This is a genomic window from Amycolatopsis sp. 505 (assembly GCF_031625235.1).
Taxonomy (GTDB): Bacteria; Actinomycetota; Actinomycetes; order Mycobacteriales; family Pseudonocardiaceae; genus Amycolatopsis.
This window is the reverse complement of the sequence record NZ_JACKQP010000022.1, coordinates 24,739-41,893: the sequence shown is the minus strand read 5'-3', so window position 1 is coordinate 41,893 and position 17,155 is coordinate 24,739. Positions and strand designations below refer to the sequence as shown.

The following is a 17,155-nucleotide window of genomic DNA, read 5'->3' as shown; positions in this document are numbered from 1 at the left end:
CACTGACCGAATGGACGGTCACTCGGCGGTGCCGCTCAGTAAAGGCAGTGGTCGCCGCCGGTGTCAAGCGCCGGGCCCTTCCGATCTTCGGGACCAGCGGCTACCATGCGATTAACTGAACGTCCGGTAGGTAATTCGGCGAGAGGGACCTGATGGCATTGCTGCGCAGCTACGTCTCCGGGAGCTGGCACACCGCGGCGGACGAGGGCGTCCCGCTGCACGACGCGGCCACCGGCGAGGAGGTCGCCCGGATCTCGTCGGCAGGCGTCGACTTCGCGGCCGCCCTCGAGTACGGCCGCAAGGTCGGCGGCCCGGCCCTGCGCGAGCTGACGTTCCACCAGCGTGCGGCGCTGCTCAAGGCGCTCGCCTCGCACCTGCGCGAGCACCGCGACGAGCTGTACGCCCTCTCCGCTCGCACGGGTGCCACCCTCGGTGACTCGAAGTTCGACATCGACGGCGGCATCGGCGTGCTGTTCAGCTACGCCTCGAAGGGCAAGCGCGAGCTGCCGAACGACACCGTCTACGTCGAGGGCAACGTCGAGCCGCTCTCCCGCGGGGGCACGTTCGTCGCCCAGCACATCGCGACCCCGCTGCGGGGCGTCGCCGTCCAGATCAACGCGTTCAACTTCCCGGTGTGGGGCCCGCTGGAGAAGTTCGCGCCCGCCTTCCTGGCCGGTGTCCCGAGCCTGGTCAAGCCGGCCAGCCAGACCGCCTACCTGACCGCCCGCGTGGTCGAGCTGATCATCGAGTCCGGCCTCCTGCCCGAAGGCTCGCTCCAGTTCGTCGCGGGCGGCGCCGGCGACCTCCTCGACCACGTCACCGCGCAGGACCTGGTGTCCTTCACCGGCTCGGCGTCGACCGCGCAGAAGCTGCGGACCCACCCGGCGATCGTGCGCCACGCCGTCCGCTTCAACGCCGAGGCCGACTCGCTGAACTGCTCGATCCTCGGCCCGGACGCCGTCCGGGGCACGACCGAGTTCGACCTGTTCGTCAAGCAGCTGACCACCGAGATGACGGTCAAGGCGGGCCAGAAGTGCACCGCGATCCGGCGCGCGTTCGTGCCGGCCGAGCTGCTCGACGACGTCGCCGCGGCCGCCTCGGAGCGACTGGCGAAGGTGACGGTCGGCCACCCGGCGTCCGAAGGCGTCCGGATGGGCGCGCTGGCCAGCCTGGAGCAGCGCGAGGAAGTGCGGCGGTCGCTGAAGGCGCTGCTGGACGCCGGGAGCGTCGTCTTCGGCGACCCGGAGCGGGTCGACGTCGTGGACGCCGACGCCGAGCGCGGCGCCTTCATCTCGCCCGTGCTGCTCAAGGCCGACCCCGAGCGCTCCGAGCCGCACGAGGTCGAGGCGTTCGGCCCGGTCTCGACGCTGATGCCGTACACGTCCACCGAGCAGGTCGTCGACTTCGCCGCGCGCGGCGGCGGCAGCCTGGCCGGGTCCGTGGTCAGCGCGGACAAGGAGTTCGTGCGCGAGGTCGTGCTCGGCGCGGCGCCGTTCCACGGCCGCCTGCTGGTGCTCGACGCCGAGGACGCGAAGGAGTCCACCGGGCACGGTTCGCCGATGCCGCAGCTGGTCCACGGCGGCCCGGGCCGCGCGGGCGGCGGCGAGGAGATGGGCGGCATCCGGGGTGTGCTGCACCACATGCAGCGCACCGCCGTGCAGGGCTCGCCCGCGGTGCTGTCCGCCGTCACCGGCCGCTGGGTCGCCGGCGCGCCGCGCACCGAAGGCGTCCACCCGTTCCGGAAGTCGCTGGCCGAGCTGAAGATCGGTGACTCGGTGGTGGCCGGGCCGCGGGTCGTTTCGCAGGCCGACGTCGACCACTTCGCCGAGTTCACCGGCGACACGTTCTACGCCCACACCGACCCCGAGGCGGCCGCGGCCAACCCGCTGTTCGGCGGGATCGTCGCGCACGGCTACCTGGTCGTCTCGTTCGCGGCCGGGTTGTTCGTCTCGCCCGAGCCCGGCCCGGTGCTGGCCAACTACGGCCTGGAGAACCTGCGGTTCCTCACCCCGGTCAAGGTCGGCGACTCGCTCACGGTGACGCTGACCGCCAAGCAGATCACCCCGCGGATCGACCAGGAGTACGGCGAGGTCCGCTGGGACGCCGACGTCACGAACGCCGAGGGCGAGTCCGTGGCCAAGTACGACGTCCTGACCCTGGTGTCGAAGGAGCAGCCGTGACGGCCACTGTTTCGCTGGAAGAACACTTCGAGCACACCATCGAGCGCGACCAGCGAATCGAGCCGCGCGACTGGGTGCCCGAGGGCTACCGCAAGACGATGATCCGGCAGATCGCGCAGCACGCGCACTCGGAGATCATCGGCATGCAGCCCGAGGGCAACTGGATCACGCGGGCGCCGTCGCTGCGGCGCAAGGCGATCCTGCTGGCCAAGGTCCAGGACGAAGCCGGCCACGGCCTCTACCTGTACTCCGCGGCCGCGACGCTGGGCGCGGACCGCGCGGACCTGACCGACAAGCTGATCACGGGCAGGCAGAAGTACTCGTCGATCTTCAACTACCCGACGCTGACCTTCGCCGACGTCGGCGTGATCGGCTGGCTGGTCGACGGCGCCGCGATCTGCAACCAGGTGCCGCTGTGCCGGTCTTCGTACGGGCCGTACGCGCGGGCGATGATCCGCATCTGCAAGGAAGAGTCGTTCCACCAGCGGCAGGGCTACGAGCTGCTGATGACGATGATGAAGGGTACCGAGCAGCAGCGGGAGATGGTCCAGGAGGCGGTGAACCGCTGGTGGTGGCCGTCGCTGATGATGTTCGGCCCACCGGACGCCGATTCGCCCAACACCGCGCAGTCGATGGCGTGGAAGATCAAGCGCCACACCAACGACGAGCTGCGGCAGAGGTTCGTGGACATGTCGGTGCCGCAGGCTTCCGCGCTGGGCGTGACGTTCCCCGATCCCGAGCTGAAGTGGAACGCCGAACGCGGGCACTACGACTTCGGCGCGGTCGACTGGGACGAGTTCAAGAACGTCCTCAAGGGCAACGGGCCCTGCAACGCTTCGCGGATCGCGCACCGGCGCCGGGCCCACGAAGACGGCGCGTGGGTGCGGGAAGCCGCCGTCGCCCACGCCGCGAAGAAGGAGCACAAGTGAGCGAGCTGACTTCCGAAGGCGGCCACGGCGCCGTCCCCCTGGAAGGCGTCCCCGCCGCTCCGGGAACGGTCAAGCACGACTGGCCGCTGTACGAGGTGTTCGTCCGCGGCAAGCGCGGGCTGAACCACGTGCACGTCGGCTCGCTGCACGCGGCCGACGACCAGATGGCCCTGCACCACGCGCGCGACCTCTACACGCGCCGCAACGAAGGCGTGTCGATCTGGGTCGTGCGCGCGGCGGACATCACGGCGTCGTCGCCGGACGAGAAGGACCCGTTCTTCGCACCCAGCGGCGACAAGGTCTACCGGCACCCGACGTTCTACGACATTCCCGAGGATGTGCCGCACATATGAGTTTCGACAACGTGTACGAGGCCATCACCGAAGAGAACGACGCGCGCTGGGCGTTCGGCACCGGCTTCGAGGACCCGCTGTCCGGAGTGGACACTTCGGTGCCGTCCGGGGTGGATGCCGCGCAGCTGGCCGCGTACTGCCTGATGCTCGGCGACGACGCGCTGGTCTTCTCCCACCGGCTCCAGGAGTGGTGCACCAACGCGCCCGAGCTGGAGGACGAGGTCGCGATCGCCAACATCGCCCTGGACCTGCTGGGCCAGGCGCGGCTGCTGCTCGCGCGCGCCGGCAAGGCCGACGGCTCCGGGCGCACGGAGGACTCACTGGCGTTCCTGCGTGCGGAGAACGAGTTCCGCAACGTCCGGCTCGCCGAGCTGGGCGGCGGGCACTTCGGCCACCTGATCGCGCGCCTGTTCGTGTTCTCGACGTGGCGGCTGGCGCTGCTGCAGCGGCTGGTGTCCTCGGTGGACCCGGTGCTGGCGGCGATCGCGGACAAGGGCGTCAAGGAACTGGCCTACCACCGCGACTACGCGGCGCAGTGGCTGGTCCGCCTGGGCGACGGGACGCCGCTGTCGCACGCGCGGATGCAGGAGGGCCTGGACGAGCTCTGGCCGTACGTGGGGGAGCTGTTCCGCACGCACCCCGTGGAATTCGTCGACGCGGCGTCGCTGCGTCCGGAGTTCGATGCGGTGCTGGACCAGGCCCTGGCCGCGGCCACGCTTTCGAGGCCTGCCTCCGGTGAGCTGGCCGGAGTGTCGGGCCGGATGGGCCGCGACGGCGTGCACACGGAGTCGTTCGGGTACTTGCTGGCGGAGCTGCAGAGCGTGGCCCGGGCGATGCCGGACGCCCGATGGTGACCGCGGCTGCCGTGGCGGCCACGGTCACCGACCCCGAGCTGCCGATGCTGACGCTGGCGGACCTCGGGGTGCTGCGCTCGGTGTCGGAGTCCGAGGGCCGCGTGGTCGTCGCGATCACGCCGACGTACACCGGCTGCCCGGCGATGGACACCATGCGCGACGACCTGGAGCACGCGCTGGTCTCGGCGGGCTACCCGGACGTCGAGATCCGGACGCAGCTGTCGCCGGCGTGGACGTCGGACTGGATTTCCGCCGCGGGCCGACGGAAGCTCGCCGAGGCGGGGATCGCGCCGCCGGGTGCCGCGCCGCGGCGGTCGGGGCCGATCCCGCTGACGCTGTCGGCACCGGTTTCGCGCGTTTCCTGCCCGCACTGTGGTTCCGCGGATACCGAAGAGCAGTCCCGGTTCGGTGCGACGGCGTGCAAGGCGCTGCGGCGCTGCCGCGCGTGTCTGGAGCCGTTCGAGCACGTCAAGGAGATCTGAAGTGGCGCGGTTCAACTCCCTGAAGGTGGCCGGGGTCGAGCGGCTGTGCGACGACGCGGTCGCGGTGACCTTCGACGTGCCGTCGTCGCTGGCCGCGGAGTACGCGTTCAAGCCGGGCCAGTCGCTGACGCTGCGGCGCTCGATCGACGGCCGTGACGAGCGCCGGTCGTACTCGATCTGCGCGCCGGCGGGCGCGGCCCCGCGGGTGGGCGTCCGCCTGGTCCCGGACGGGTTCTTCTCGTCGTGGCTGGTGAACGAGGTCCGCGCGGGCGACACGATCGAGGTGGCCCCGCCGTCCGGGTCGTTCACCCCGGACCTGTCCGAGGGCGGCCACCACGTCCTGATCGCGGCGGGTTCGGGCATCACCCCGGTGCTGTCGATCGTGTCGTCGCTGCTGAAGTCGTCCACGGCGACGGTGACGGTGCTGTACGGCAACCGCCGCACGGACACGGTGATGTTCGCGGACGAGCTGGCCGACCTGAAGGACAGCGCACCGTCGCGGCTCGAGCTGATCCACGTGCTGTCCCGCGAGCCGCGCGAGGCGGACCTGTTCACCGGCCGCCTGGACGTCCCGAAGCTGCGTACGCTGTTCTCCACGCTGGTGCCGGTGGAGTCGGTGGACCACTGGTGGCTGTGCGGCCCGTTCGAGATGGTGTCGGGCGCGCAGGAGCTGCTGGCCTCGCTGGGGGTGCCCTCGTCGAAGGTGCACCAGGAGCTGTTCTACGTGGACACCCCACCGGCCCCGGTGGAGCACCTCGACCCGGCGGTGGCGGGGGAGTCCTCGGAGGTCTCGGTGGTCCTGGACGGCCGTTCGACGCCGATGACGCTGCCCCGTTCGTCATCGGTGCTCGACGGCGCGCAGAAGTTCCGCCCGGACCTGCCGTTCGCCTGCAAGGGCGGGGTGTGCGGAACGTGCCGCGCCAAAGTGACGGAGGGCAAGGTGGACCTGCGGCGCAACTTCGCGCTGGAGCAGGCGGAGATCGAGGCGGGGTTCGTCCTGACGTGCCAGTCGTACCCGGTCTCGGAGACCCTCACGGTCGACTTCGACGCCTGAGCTAGCCGATCCCTTCTTCGGCGTCCGCGAAGCCCCACTCACGGGCCAGGCGGGTCAGGGCTTTCGCTGCCCAGGTCCGCCGCTCGTCCCGGTCGAGCCCGATCGGCGCCACCACGGTCACCGCCCCCTGCGGGCCCGGCAGTCCCTGCGGCTTCCCGAACGCCGAGAGGTCGACGACGGCCGGCAGGCTGGTGTCCGCCTTGATCTGCAGTTCGACCGCCGGCGGCGCCAGCAGCGCGGCGCACTCGGGGTTGGGGACGAGCGCGCCGGGGACCACGACGGTCGCGGTCTGCCACGCCGCCGTCCACAGTTCGACGATCTCGTTCGCCGTGACCCGGAGGCCGGCCGTGGACCCGTCCGGCCGCGCCGACGCCCACGCCGCGAAGTTCGCCTGGAACTCGACGGACACCGTGACCGTCCACGGCCGGCCACCGGGAAGCAGGATGCGGGTGACCGCGCGGACGGCCGTGCCCCCGGCCGGGCTCCGCGCGGTGTAGTCGTACCGCGCGTCCCGGCCGGTCTGGCGGACGTCCGGCCCGCTCGCCCGAGCCCACCGGCCCGGCGCGGTCCGGGCCCGCCGCAGGAGGGACAAGGCCGGGAGGAGCGTGCTGATCGGCGCCTCCGGGAGGGCCGCCTCGATCAGGTCGCGGGTGCGCCGGGTGATCTCGGCGTCGAGCTGCCACGGCAGGGTGGCGACGGCGCGCACCGTCAGGTCCGCGGGGCCGGCCATCGGGAGCCGGAAAGCCTCGCGGGCGTTCCGGCCCAGCCGGGGCCGGGGATGCCACCACGCCGTCCGCGTCGCGGGGTCGCGGTGCAGGACGCCCGCCTGCCACGTTCCGCCGTCGAGGTCGACCGCACGGGCGGTGGCATCGGGGCAGTCCGAGACCGGGAACCCGAGTCCGTCCGGGAAGCCGGGCAGGGCCGCGAGGTCGTCCCAGATCGGCCCGGCGACCACCACGGCCCGCTGGCCGGCGACCGCGCAGAGCACGTCGCCGCGGGTGAAGTGCTGGACGAAGCCGGGTCCCTCGCGGTAGGCCCGGCCGGCCGGGGTACCCAGGCGGCCACCGGCTCGGCGGGCGGCGTCTTCGAACGCCCGCTCGGTTCGCGGGTCGGCTCCTTCGCCCACCCGGATGGCGGGGCTTCCGGGAACCGTGACGGATCCGGCGTTCCCCACCTGGATCACGACCCCGTGGACGTCTCCGGTGACCACGTTCCGGACGGCCGGCGCCGGCTGCGGTCGCAGTGGGATCCGCTTCGGCCCGAGCACCGGACGCTCACCCAGCGGCGGCACCTCGAACTCGGGCTGGTCCGTCAGCATGCGCAGGAGCTTTTCGGCGCCTGCGACGGTGAAGTCCGAGACCGAATACACCGTCGACGTGACCGAGGCGAGGAACTCCGGCACGTCGCCTGGGCTGCGGCCGGGCAACAGGAGGGGCACGAACCGCTTCAGCGCGTTCGGGTCGGCGTAGAACGCATCGCGGACCTGCCGGGCCTTCCAGAGGACACCGGGTCCTTCGTGCGCGCCGCCGTCTCCGGCGCTGCGGCGGTACGCGGGCGAGGCGATCACCAGGACGTAGTCGGCTTCGCGGAGCCGCCCGGCCGTCCACAACGCCCAGTCCCGGCGCTCGTTCGCTTCGCCCAGGTCGAGCCGCGCGTCGATGCTGCAGGACCGGAGGAACCTCCACAGCCGGATCAGCTGGTCCTCGTGCGAAGGGTCGTCCGGCTCGTCGGCGTACGAGAGGAGCACCTGGGTCACGCGCACCTCCCACCTCGTCCGCGCGAGGGAGGGATTCTACCGACTCGGGGTCGCCGTCAGAGCTTGCGGCGCCGGCGGCGTCGGGTCCGCGGTTCGGGCCCCGGGTCCTCCGGAGGCTCCTCCCGGGCCGCCGGGTCCGCCAGGCCCAGCATCTCCGCCGCCAGCTGCTGGGAACTCGCGAACATGCCCGTCGGGGCCTCGCTCGCCCGGCGCAGCGCCGACGGGCGGAGGCGGTTGTAGCCCCGGACCGTCACCGGCCGGCGGGCGCGCAGGTCGTACGCCTTCTCGTCCGCCAGCTCCGCGGCCAGCTCGCGGTCGACCAGGATCGTGCCCGGGCGGGCCACCGAGGTCAGGCGGGCGGCCAGGTTGACCACCGAGCCGTAGACGTCGCCGAAGCGCGACAGGATGCGGCCCGACGCCATGCCCGCGCGGACGGCCGGCAGCGTCTCGTCCGCGGACGTGCGCTCGGTCAGCGTCAGGGCGATCTCCGCCGCGTCGACCGGGGCGTCCGCCACGAACAGGACTTCGTCGCCGATCATCTTCACCACGCGGCCGTGGTGCTCGGCGATCACCTCGGTGGCCAGGGTCTCGAAGGCGTCGAGCACGCGGCTCAGCTCGTCTTCGCCGATCTGGCGCGTCAGGCGCGTGTAGCCGACCATGTCGACGAACCCGACCACCTCGGTGCGGGTCTCCAGGTGCTCGTCCGGGGCCGCGAACGCGCGTCCCGCGTAGGCCGCGAGGTGGCGGCGCCAGACGAAGTTCTGGACCTGCTCCAGCTCCGGCAGCAGCCGGTCGACCAGGCGCGTCACCTGGCGTTCGCTGCGGCCGAGCTCCGGCTGTTCCCGGATCAGCTGCCAGAGCATGTCGACCTGCCACTCGGCCAGCCGCGACAGGTGCTGGCCGAGCGCGCGCGTCACCGAGACCTCGATGCTCGGGTCGATCAGGCCCGACTGCACCAGCTGGTCGGCGGTCCGCATCGCCTCGACGTCGGCGTCGGTGAAGACGACCTCGTCGTCGCGCACGGTCGCGAACCCCAGTGCGCGCCAGAGCCGGCGTGACCGCTCGTCGGGCACGCCGGCCTTCTCCGCCACTTCGAGCCGGGTGTACTTCCGCCGGCCGCCGAGCAGGACGCGTTCGAGCCGCTGCTGAAGTTCCTCGCCCGGACCGGTCACGTCAGGTCGTGTGGACGATCAGCACGTCCACGCCGGACTTGCGGGCCACCTCGGACGGCACCGAGCCCAGGATGCGGCCGGCGATCGTGTTCAGCCCGCGGTTGCCGACGACCAGCAGGTCGGCCTCGCGCTCCTTGACCACCTTGCGCAGCGAGTCGACCGGGTCGCCCTTGACCGCGACCGTGTCGATCTTCTCCGCGCCCGCTCGCGCCGCGCGGTCCCGCGCCGACTGCAGGGTGTCTTCGGCCGGGGCCGAGCCGACGACCTGGTACGCCTCGTCGCCGAGGGCGTCCTGGGCCTTGTCGACGTCGGACTGGCTCGCCGGGTAGAACGCACACACGATGACGAGCGTGGCGCCCGCGTCGGCGGCGACCGCCGCCGCGCGGTCCACCGCCGCGAACGAGGACTCCGAGCCGTCCGTGCCCACCACCACGGTCCGATATGCCGCACCCATGCGCAAAACCTCCAGGTGATCCCGCGTGAGCAGGGACGATAGCCGGTCGGTACCGACCGCGCAGGCTCGTCCGCGCCCGTGTCGGGTGGAAGGTTACTCGCCAGTCGCTTTCTGCGCTCCGCTCGCCCGGGGAGCCGGCTTCGGCGCCGCTTTGGGGGGCGCGGTGGCGGCGGGCTTGGCCGCGGGTTTGGCCCCGGGCTTCGGCTTCGGCACGTCGGAGGCGCGGATCCGGATGGTTTCCTCGACGTCGGTGACCCGCACGGTCTTCTCGGTGTCGTCCGGCTTGGGGCCGGTGACCAGGTCGGCCTTGACGTCGGCGGGCACCTTGACGTCGTCGCCGAGGACGGTGTGCGCCTCGGCCAGCACGGCCCGCGCCGCCCGGACCTGCTCGGCAAGCCCGCCGCGCACCTTCCGCAGCGCGTCGACCCGCTCGTTCGCCTGGGTGATCCGCCGGTTGGATTCCTCCGTGGCCGACGTCACGCGGCGCCGCGCCTCGTCGGCGGCTTCGGCGAGCCGCGCGTTGGCCTCGGTGATCGAGTCCTGCCGGCGCTTGTTGGCCTCCGCGACCGACTCCCGCTGACGGCGGTCGATGTCGGCCTTCGCGGCCTTCTCCTCTTCGAGGACCTTCGCGCGGATGTCGGCGGCGTCCTGCGTGGCCTCCTGGACGCGACGCGCGGCCTCGGCCTTGCTCGCGGCTTCCTGTTCGGCCAGCACCCGCATCGCCTCGGTGCGGCGCGAGGCCATCGCGATCTCGAAGTCCTCTTCGACCTTGGTGCGCCGATCCTGCGACTCGGTGTCGAGCCGCTTGCGCTCGGCCTCGGCCTCGTCGGTGATCTTCTTGGCCTCGGCGCGGGCGTCTTCGAGGACCTTCCGGTGCTCGGCCTCCATCTCCTTGCGCCGGAGGTCGAGCTCGGTGAGCAGCTGCTCGTACCGGGCCCGCATGGCGCTGGCATCGGTCTCGGCCTTGGCCCGGATGTGCCCGGCCTCGGCTTCGGCACGGGCGCGCGTGTCGGCGGATTCGTCCTGCGCGAGCCGCAGCATCCGCTGCAGCCGTTCGGACAGGCCTTCGACGCTCGTCGGCGGCTGGGCGAGCCGATCGACCTGCCCACGCAGGTCCGCGATCTCGCCGCGCGCGATCTCCAGCTGGCGGGCGAGGTCCCCCGCCTGCGCGATGGCGGCGTCCCGATCCGCGGTGAGCATCTTCAGATCGGCATCCAGCCGTTCGAGGTGCTCATCGACCTGCGCTCGGCTGTACCCGCGCTTCGCCACGTCGAAGCCGGCTCCCAGCGGCACAAGCTCCCGTTCATCGCCAAGGCTCATGGGGCCTACCGTAGCCGCAGTCCGGTCACGGAAGGGTGAGCACCCGGGCGGTGCGCCGAACGAGCCGTCTCCCGCGGCGAAAGGAACCGCCGGAATCGCCTGGTTCTTCGGGGCTTCCTGGCGCCGGGAGCTCGCGCCCTCACGGCGGTTCCCGGCGCGGCGAGCAGGGTGGGGTCTGGCGCCGCGATCGGGCCGGTTCCGGCCGCGGGAGCGGGCCGGTGTCCGGCCCCGGGGACCGGGTGGGCTCCGGGCTGCGGGACCAGGCGGGCTTGCGGCCTGGGACGGGCGGGGTCTCAGCCGCGGAAGCGAGCGGGCTTCCGGCCCGGGGCCGGGTGGGTTTCCGGCCGCGGGAGCAGGCGGCTTCCGGCCCGCGGGAGCAGGGTGGCTTTCGGCCGCGGAACTGGCGGGCTTCCTGCGCCGGGACCGGGCGGATTTCGGCTGCTGGAGCGGGCCGGGTTCCGGCCCGGGGACCGGTGAGGTTTGGGCCGCGGCATTTGGTGGGCTTCGGGCGGCCCTGGGACTGGGCGGCTTTGGCTGCGGGAGCGAGCCGGTGTCCGGCCGCTGCACCGAGTGGGCTTGCGGCCCTGGGGCCCGGCGGGTTCCGGCCGCGGGACCGGGCGGCTTCCGACGCGGGAGCGAGCCGGTTCTCGGCGCCGGGAGCGGGTCGGCTCCCGGCGCCGTCGGGCGTCAGGCGCCGCGGAATGCGTTGATGCCCTCGATGTGCTTGGCGCGCTTCTCTTCGTCGCGGACGCCGAGGCCTTCCTGGGGGGCGAGTGCGAGGACGCCGACCTTGCCCTGGTGGGCGTTGCGGTGCACGTCGAGCGCGGCCTGCCCGGTCTCCTCCAGCGCGTAGGTCTTCGACAGCGTCGGGTGAATCAGGCCCTTCGCGATCAGCCGGTTGGCCTCCCACGACTCACGGTAGTTCGCGAAGTGGGAGCCGATGATCCGCTTCAGGTTCATCCACAGGTACCGGTTGTCGTACTGATGCATGTACCCCGAGGTCGAGGCGCACGTGACGATCGTGCCGCCCTTGCGTGCGGCGTAGACGGACGCGCCGAAGGTCTCCCGGCCCGGGTGCTCGAACACGATGTCCGGGTCCTCACCGCCGGTCAGCTCGCGGATCTTCGCCCCGAAGCGCTGCCATTCCTTCGGGTCCTGCTCGTCGTCGTTCTTCCAGAACCGGTAGCCCTCGGCGCTGCGGTCGATGATCAGCTCGGCACCCAGCTTCCGGCAGATCGCCGCCTTCTCCGGGCTGGACACCACACACACCGGGATGGCGCCGCCGTTGAGCGCGTACTGCGTCGCATACGAGCCCAGCCCACCCGACGCGCCCCAGATCAGCACGACGTCGCCCTGCTTCATGTCCGCGCCGTTGCGGGAGACGAGCTGACGGTAGGCGGTCGAGTTCACCAGCCCGGGCGAGGCGGCCTCCTCCCAGGTCAGGTGGTCCGGCTTGGGCATCAGCTGGTTGGCCTTGACCAACGCGATCTCCGCGAGGCCGCCGAAGTTGGTCTCGAAACCCCAGATCCGCTGTTCGGTGTCGAGCATCGTGTCGTTGTGCCCGTCCGGGCCCTCGAGCTCGACGTTCAGGCAGTGCGCGACCACCTCATCGCCGGGCTTCCAGTTGTGCACCCCGACACCGGTCCGCAGCACGACACCGGACAGGTCCGAGCCGACGACGTGGTACGGCAAGTCGTGTCGCTTGGCCAGCGGCGAAAGCTTGCCGTACTTCTTCAGGAATTTGAACGTCGGGATCGGCTCGAAAATCGACGTCCACACGGTGTTGTAGTTGATGGCGCTGGCCATCACGGCGACCAGTGCTTCGCCGGGGCCGAGTTCGGGCACGGGGACGTCGTCGACGTGCAGCGACTTGCGCGGGTCCTTGTCCCGGCTCTCCAAGCCCTCGAACATGTCGACCTCGTCGGCGTGCACGGTCACCCCGCGGTAGCTCTCGGGCACGGGCAACGAGCCCACCGCGGCGGACTCGCCGTTCAGGATGGCCTGCTGGATCTCGCCGAGCTGCGTCATCGGTTCCTCCGCGGAGATGGGGGGCGTTGGCGGCAGAAATTACTCGCCGGTAACACGCGTCCACAACTGTACGAGACGGACAGCACGATTACACGCCGAACTGTGACCGGCTCACCTTGACCGGCTGGCCAGTCAAGCGGATCATCGACGTCGGGTACACCCACCCGACCAGCAGTTTCACCGACGGAGGTGAGCACGAATGAGTGAAGTCTCTACGCGCGCGTGGACCCGGCCCCACGACTGGGCCGAGGTCGTCATCGGGGTGGTCGCCGCTCTTTCACCCCTTTGGCTGAGCACGGACACGACCGCGATGTGGACGATGGTCGTCCTGGGCGCGCTGATCGCACTCGACGGCCTGGTGTCGCTGGCGATGCCGGGCATGGTCTACGGCGAAGGCATCCAGATCGCGCTCGGCGTGCTGCTCTTCATCGCGCCGTGGGTGATGGGGTACACGGAGTTCAACGGCGCGTCCTGGACGTCCTGGATCGCCGGGGTGCTGACGGTCATCGCCGGCGCGGCAGCGATGCCGGTCGCGAACGCCGCGCACCGCACGGCCGGGCAGCACTGACGACGCAGGAGGCACGGAATGACCGAGGATTCGGCGAAGGAGCGCATCCTCTGCGCCGCCGAGGCGCTCTTCGCCGAGTCCGGCTTCGACGCCACCCCGACTTCGCGCATCGCGGAGCAGGCCGGGGTGCCGAAGGGGCTGGTGCACTACTACTTCCGCCACAAGTCGGACCTGCTCACGGCGCTCGTCGCGCGGCTGCCCGACGAGCGCATCGAGCCGGCGGTGGTGGTGGTCCCGGGCGACCTGGCGGGCAGCTTGAGGCGGCTGGTCCGCGAGCTGGACCACCGCTTCAGCAGGTCACTGGGGCTGTCGCACTTGCTGTGGCGCGAGGCGGACACGCACCACGTGGTCCGCGACGCGCTGCACGAACGTTTCCAGGTCCTGGTCCGCCAGGTCAGGGCGGTGATCGTCGCGGCGACCGGCGGCGGGGTACCGACGGCCGACGTGGATCGGGCGTCCGGGCTGCTGGCGCGCGCGGTGAGCCACCGGCACGCGACGGCCCGGCATTCGGAGGACGACCTGCCCGCGGAGTTCGACGGGGAGCTGACGTTCATCGCGGACGCGCTGTCGTCCAAGGCGGCGCCCGCTTAGCGGGGTCTTGGTTGCCGGGCGGCGCGCGCCGGCTCGGCTGGGTGCCGGGTCGGCCGGCTTGCGTGGCTGTGCCGCCGGGTGGGCGTGTGCTCTCGTCCGCCTGGTCGGCGGGCCGGCTTGACTGGACGTACTCGCTCAGCCCGCGGGGTGCCCGGCCGACCGGCCCGCATGCCTGCGCTCGGCCAGCGGGGTGGGGCGCCGGCTGGCCCGCGTGCTGCGTTCGGCTGGCGGGGTGCCCCGCCGGACGCCCGCGTGCCTGCGCTCGGCTGGCTGGGGTGGTGCGCCGGCTGGCCCCGTGCTGCGTTCGGCCGGTGGAGGTGGTGCGCCCGCTCGGGCCGAGGCGCGCCTGGCGGGACCGCCATCGAGGCAGCGGCCCGCTTCCGCCGTTGTTCCGGTGCTCATCGGCGTGGTGGCCGCGCGCCCTTTTCTTGTCACGGGCGTGCGGCTCCGCGTCGAACCTTTGCGACGGAACGACTCAGTGCGCCGTGGCGTCCTTGGCCGGCTCCACCAGCTCCACCAGGACACCGCCCGCGTCCTTGGGGTGGACGAAGTTCACCCGGCTGTTCGATGTGCCCCTCTTCGCCTCCTCGTACAGCATGCGCAGGCCCTTTTCACGCAGGGCCGCCGCCGCGGCGTCCACATCGGACACGCGGTAGGCCAGCTGCTGCAGGCCCGGGCCGCTCTTGGCCAGGAACTTGCCGATCGCCGAGTCTTCGCGCAGCGGGGCCAGGAGCTGGATCTGCGTCTCCGTGCCCGCCGTGCCCGGGGCGCGCAGCATCGCCTCGCGGACTCCCTGCTCCTCGTTCACCTCCTCGTGCGCGACCTCCAGGCCGAAGTGCGCGCGGTGGAACTCGATGGCCGCGTCCAGGTCCGGGACCGCGATGCCGACGTGGTCGATGGCCGTCACGAACGGCCGCAGGGCGTCATTCATGGAGGCAGGATAGGGGGCCCGCGCGCGGCTTCGAGGCGGAATCGTCGCGTGCCCCGCCTCACACTGGCTCCATCAAGAAGCCCTGCTCCCGGGTATGGTCGGGAAAACTGCCCATGCGCCGATGCTTGGAGGACGCCGTGTCCGGTTCCGTGATCCTGGGTGCCGCCCGTACGCCGATCGGGCGCCTGCTGGGCTCCCTCAAGGACTTCACGGGCGCCCAGCTGGGCGGGGTCGCGATCAAGGCGGCCCTCGAACGCGCCGGCGTCTCGCCGGACGCGGTGCAGTACACGATCATGGGCCAGGTGCTGACCGCCGGCGCCGGCCAGATCCCGGCGCGGCAGGCCGCCGTCGCCGCCGGCATCCCGATGAGCGTGCCCGCGCTGACGATCAACAAGGTCTGCCTCTCCGGCCTCGACGCCATCGCGCTCGCCGACCAGCTCATCCGCGCCGGCGAGTTCGACCTCGTCGTCGCCGGCGGCCAGGAGTCGATGACCCAGGCGCCGCATCTGCTGCCCAAGTCCCGCTCCGGCTTCAAGTACGGCGACACCACCCTCGTCGACCACATGGCCTACGACGGTCTCTTCTGCGCCTTCGACCAGGTCGCCATGGGCGCCTCGACGGAGAAGTACAACTCCCGCTACGGCGTCACGCGCGAGCAGCAGGACGCGTTCTCCGCCCGCTCCCACCAGCGCGCCGCCGAGGCGATCAAGAACGGCTACTTCGCCGACGAGATCGCGCCGGTCTCCATCCCGCAGCGCAAGGGCGACCCGGTCGTCTTCGACACCGACGAAGGCGTCCGCGCCGACACCACCGCCGAAGGCCTCGCCAAGCTGCGCCCGGCCTTCGCCTCCGACGGCACCATCACCGCGGGCTCGGCCTCGCAGATCTCCGACGGCGCCGCCGCGGTCGTCGTGGCCAGCAAGGCGAAGGCCGAGGAGCTCGGCATCACGCCGCTCGCCGAGATCGGCGCGCACGGTGTCGTCGCCGGGCCCGACGCGAGCCTGCACGAGCAGCCGTCGAACGCGATCCTCGCCGCGCTGGCGAAGGCGAACCTGACCGCCGACGCGCTCGACCTCGTCGAGATCAACGAGGCCTTCGCCGCCGTCGGGCTCGTCTCCACCGAGAAGCTCGGCCTCGACCCGGAGAAGGTCAACGTCAACGGCGGTGCCATCGCGCTCGGCCACCCGATCGGCGCCTCCGGTGCCCGGCTCGCCGTGCACCTGATCCACGAGCTGCGCCGCCGCGGTGGCGGGCTCGGCGCGGCCGCGCTGTGCGGTGGCGGCGGCCAGGGCGACGCCCTCCTGCTGCGGGTGCCGTCGGCGTAAGTGGCCGGACCACTCGACCTCGACGACCTCGTCGGCCGCGCGCGGGACGGGCAACCCCGGGCCGTCGCGCGGCTGCTCTCGCTCGTCGAGGACGCCCACCCGCGCGTCGCGGAGATCGCCCGGGCACTCACCCCGTACACCGGGCGGGCCCGGGTCGTCGGGCTCACCGGACCGCCCGGTGTCGGCAAGTCGACATCGACCTCGGCCCTGCTTACCGCGTTGCGCGCGGAAGGCAAGCGGGTCGGGGTGCTCGCCATCGACCCGTCTTCGCCGTTTTCGGGCGGGGCGCTGCTCGGCGACCGGATCCGGATGACCGAACACGCCACCGACCCCGGCGTGTTCATCCGCTCGATGGCCACCCGCGGGCACCTCGGCGGACTCTCGTGGGCGACGCCGCAGGCGGTGCGCGTGCTGGACGCGGCCGGTTTCGACGTCGTGCTGATCGAAACCGTCGGCGTCGGGCAGTCCGAAGTGGACGTCGTGAAACTCGCCGACACCACGGTGGTGCTGCTCGCCCCGGGCATGGGCGACGGCATCCAGGCCGCGAAGGCCGGGGTGCTGGAGATCGCCGACGTCTTCGTCGTGAACAAGGCGGACCGCGAGGGCGCCGACGCCACCGTGCACGACCTCAAGCAGATGATCTCCCTGGCCCGACGGGAAATCCGGGGCCCGAACTGGCGCCAGCCGATCGTGCGGACCGTCGCGGCCAAGGGCGAGGGCGTCGACGAGGTCGTCCGGGCGCTGGCCGCGCACCACGACTGGCTCGCCGAGCACGACGAGCTGGCCCGGCGCCGGGTGGCCCGGGCACGCGACGAGGTCGAGGCCATCGCCATCCGGCGGTTGCGGGCCGAGCTCGTGGACCTGCGTGGCGGGGGACGGCTCGCCGGTGTCGCCGAGCGGGTCGTGGCGCGGGAACTCGACCCGTTCGCCGCCGCCGACGAGCTGATCGCGGACCTTCGCGGCTAGCGCGGACGCGAGCCGCCTCAGCAGAAACCGTGCCATCGCAACGGGTCTTCGTCGAAGCTCCATGGTGTGCTCCCCTCGTGGGCGGCGGGTTGCCGCGTGCCGACCATCGTGCGCCGGGGGTCCGACAATTTCCGGGGCGCGGGCGCCGAGGTTCACCCGATGGGCTGACGAGGGCGACTTTCGCTGGTTCTG

At 72.0% G+C, this 17,155-nt stretch carries 16 protein-coding genes; 10 read left to right on the top strand and 6 right to left on the bottom strand.

Translation table 11 applies throughout. The annotated features are described in order from the left end of the window. Positions 1-152: 152 nt before the first annotated feature. From paaZ to paaE, 6 genes are read left to right on the top strand one after another with little or no spacing between them, the layout of a single operon-like run. Positions 153-2,180 carry a phenylacetic acid degradation bifunctional protein PaaZ gene (gene paaZ / locus H5965_RS45575; RefSeq protein ID WP_310977560.1) on the top strand — a complete coding sequence of 676 codons (2,028 nt, stop codon included), beginning with the start codon at positions 153-155 and terminating at the stop codon, positions 2,178-2,180. After that, positions 2,177-3,109, top strand: coding sequence for a 1,2-phenylacetyl-CoA epoxidase subunit PaaA (paaA, locus tag H5965_RS45570; protein ID WP_310977559.1), 933 nt, complete (start codon positions 2,177-2,179; stop codon positions 3,107-3,109). The genes paaZ and paaA overlap by 4 nt, the downstream gene beginning before the upstream one ends. 38 nt (positions 3,110-3,147) lie before the next feature. Further along, positions 3,148-3,462 (top strand): 1,2-phenylacetyl-CoA epoxidase subunit PaaB, encoded by a 315-nt coding sequence (gene paaB / locus H5965_RS45565; RefSeq protein WP_310977595.1) that lies wholly within the window; start codon positions 3,148-3,150, stop codon positions 3,460-3,462. Then, positions 3,459-4,316 (top strand): 1,2-phenylacetyl-CoA epoxidase subunit PaaC, encoded by an 858-nt coding sequence (paaC, locus tag H5965_RS45560; RefSeq protein WP_310977558.1) that lies wholly within the window; start codon positions 3,459-3,461, stop codon positions 4,314-4,316. Before paaB ends, paaC begins: the two co-directional genes overlap by 4 nt. Next, positions 4,310-4,798 carry a 1,2-phenylacetyl-CoA epoxidase subunit PaaD gene (paaD, locus tag H5965_RS45555; protein WP_310977557.1) on the top strand — a complete coding sequence of 163 codons (489 nt, stop codon included), beginning with the start codon at positions 4,310-4,312 and terminating at the stop codon, positions 4,796-4,798. The genes paaC and paaD overlap by 7 nt, the downstream gene beginning before the upstream one ends. Position 4,799: 1 nt before the next feature. Beyond that, on the top strand, positions 4,800-5,852 hold the full coding sequence (paaE, locus tag H5965_RS45550) for a 1,2-phenylacetyl-CoA epoxidase subunit PaaE (protein WP_310977556.1): 1,053 nt from the start codon (positions 4,800-4,802) through the stop codon (positions 5,850-5,852). 1 nt (position 5,853) lies between these two features. Here the strand turns inward: paaE and H5965_RS45545 are convergent, their stop codons facing one another. The 5 genes from H5965_RS45545 to ccrA form a co-directional block, all read right to left on the bottom strand. Next, positions 5,854-7,608: a TIR domain-containing protein gene (locus H5965_RS45545; protein WP_310977555.1), complete on the bottom strand. Its 1,755-nt coding sequence runs from the start codon at positions 7,606-7,608 to the stop codon at positions 5,854-5,856. 56 nt (positions 7,609-7,664) lie between these two features. Next, positions 7,665-8,780 carry an adenylate/guanylate cyclase domain-containing protein gene (locus H5965_RS45540; protein ID WP_310977554.1) on the bottom strand — a complete coding sequence of 372 codons (1,116 nt, stop codon included), beginning with the start codon at positions 8,778-8,780 and terminating at the stop codon, positions 7,665-7,667. A gap of 1 nt (position 8,781) precedes the next feature. Beyond that, a complete protein-coding gene (locus H5965_RS45535) occupies positions 8,782-9,234 on the bottom strand; it encodes a universal stress protein (RefSeq protein ID WP_310977553.1) in 453 nt (150 codons plus the stop codon). 93 nt (positions 9,235-9,327) lie between these two features. Continuing rightward, positions 9,328-10,527, bottom strand: a complete 1,200-nt coding sequence (locus H5965_RS45530; protein WP_396137010.1) for a chromosome segregation protein — start codon at positions 10,525-10,527, stop codon at positions 9,328-9,330. Between the two features lie 714 nt (positions 10,528-11,241). Beyond that, positions 11,242-12,582, bottom strand: coding sequence for a crotonyl-CoA carboxylase/reductase (ccrA, locus tag H5965_RS45525; protein WP_310977551.1), 1,341 nt, complete (start codon positions 12,580-12,582; stop codon positions 11,242-11,244). Positions 12,583-12,781: 199 nt separating this feature from the next. On the opposite strand from ccrA, the gene H5965_RS45520 reads away from it, so the two are divergent. Both H5965_RS45520 and H5965_RS45515 read left to right on the top strand, forming a co-directional pair. Then, complete coding sequence (locus H5965_RS45520) at positions 12,782-13,150, top strand: SPW repeat protein (RefSeq protein ID WP_071831581.1); 369 nt, start codon at positions 12,782-12,784, stop codon at positions 13,148-13,150. 18 nt (positions 13,151-13,168) lie between these two features. Beyond that, a complete protein-coding gene (locus tag H5965_RS45515; RefSeq protein WP_310977550.1) occupies positions 13,169-13,741 on the top strand; it encodes a TetR/AcrR family transcriptional regulator in 573 nt (190 codons plus the stop codon). 475 nt (positions 13,742-14,216) lie between these two features. On the opposite strand, the gene mce is transcribed toward H5965_RS45515, so the two are convergent. Beyond that, positions 14,217-14,672 (bottom strand): methylmalonyl-CoA epimerase, encoded by a 456-nt coding sequence (gene mce, locus H5965_RS45510; protein WP_310977549.1) that lies wholly within the window; start codon positions 14,670-14,672, stop codon positions 14,217-14,219. Between the two features lie 137 nt (positions 14,673-14,809). On the opposite strand from mce, the gene H5965_RS45505 reads away from it, so the two are divergent. Continuing rightward, entirely contained in the window at positions 14,810-15,997 is a 1,188-nt protein-coding gene (locus tag H5965_RS45505) for an acetyl-CoA C-acetyltransferase (protein WP_310977548.1), read from the top strand. Continuing rightward, on the top strand, positions 15,998-16,963 hold the full coding sequence (meaB, locus tag H5965_RS45500; protein WP_310977547.1) for a methylmalonyl Co-A mutase-associated GTPase MeaB: 966 nt from the start codon (positions 15,998-16,000) through the stop codon (positions 16,961-16,963). It abuts the gene before it with no gap. The last annotated feature ends 192 nt before the right edge of the window (positions 16,964-17,155 follow it).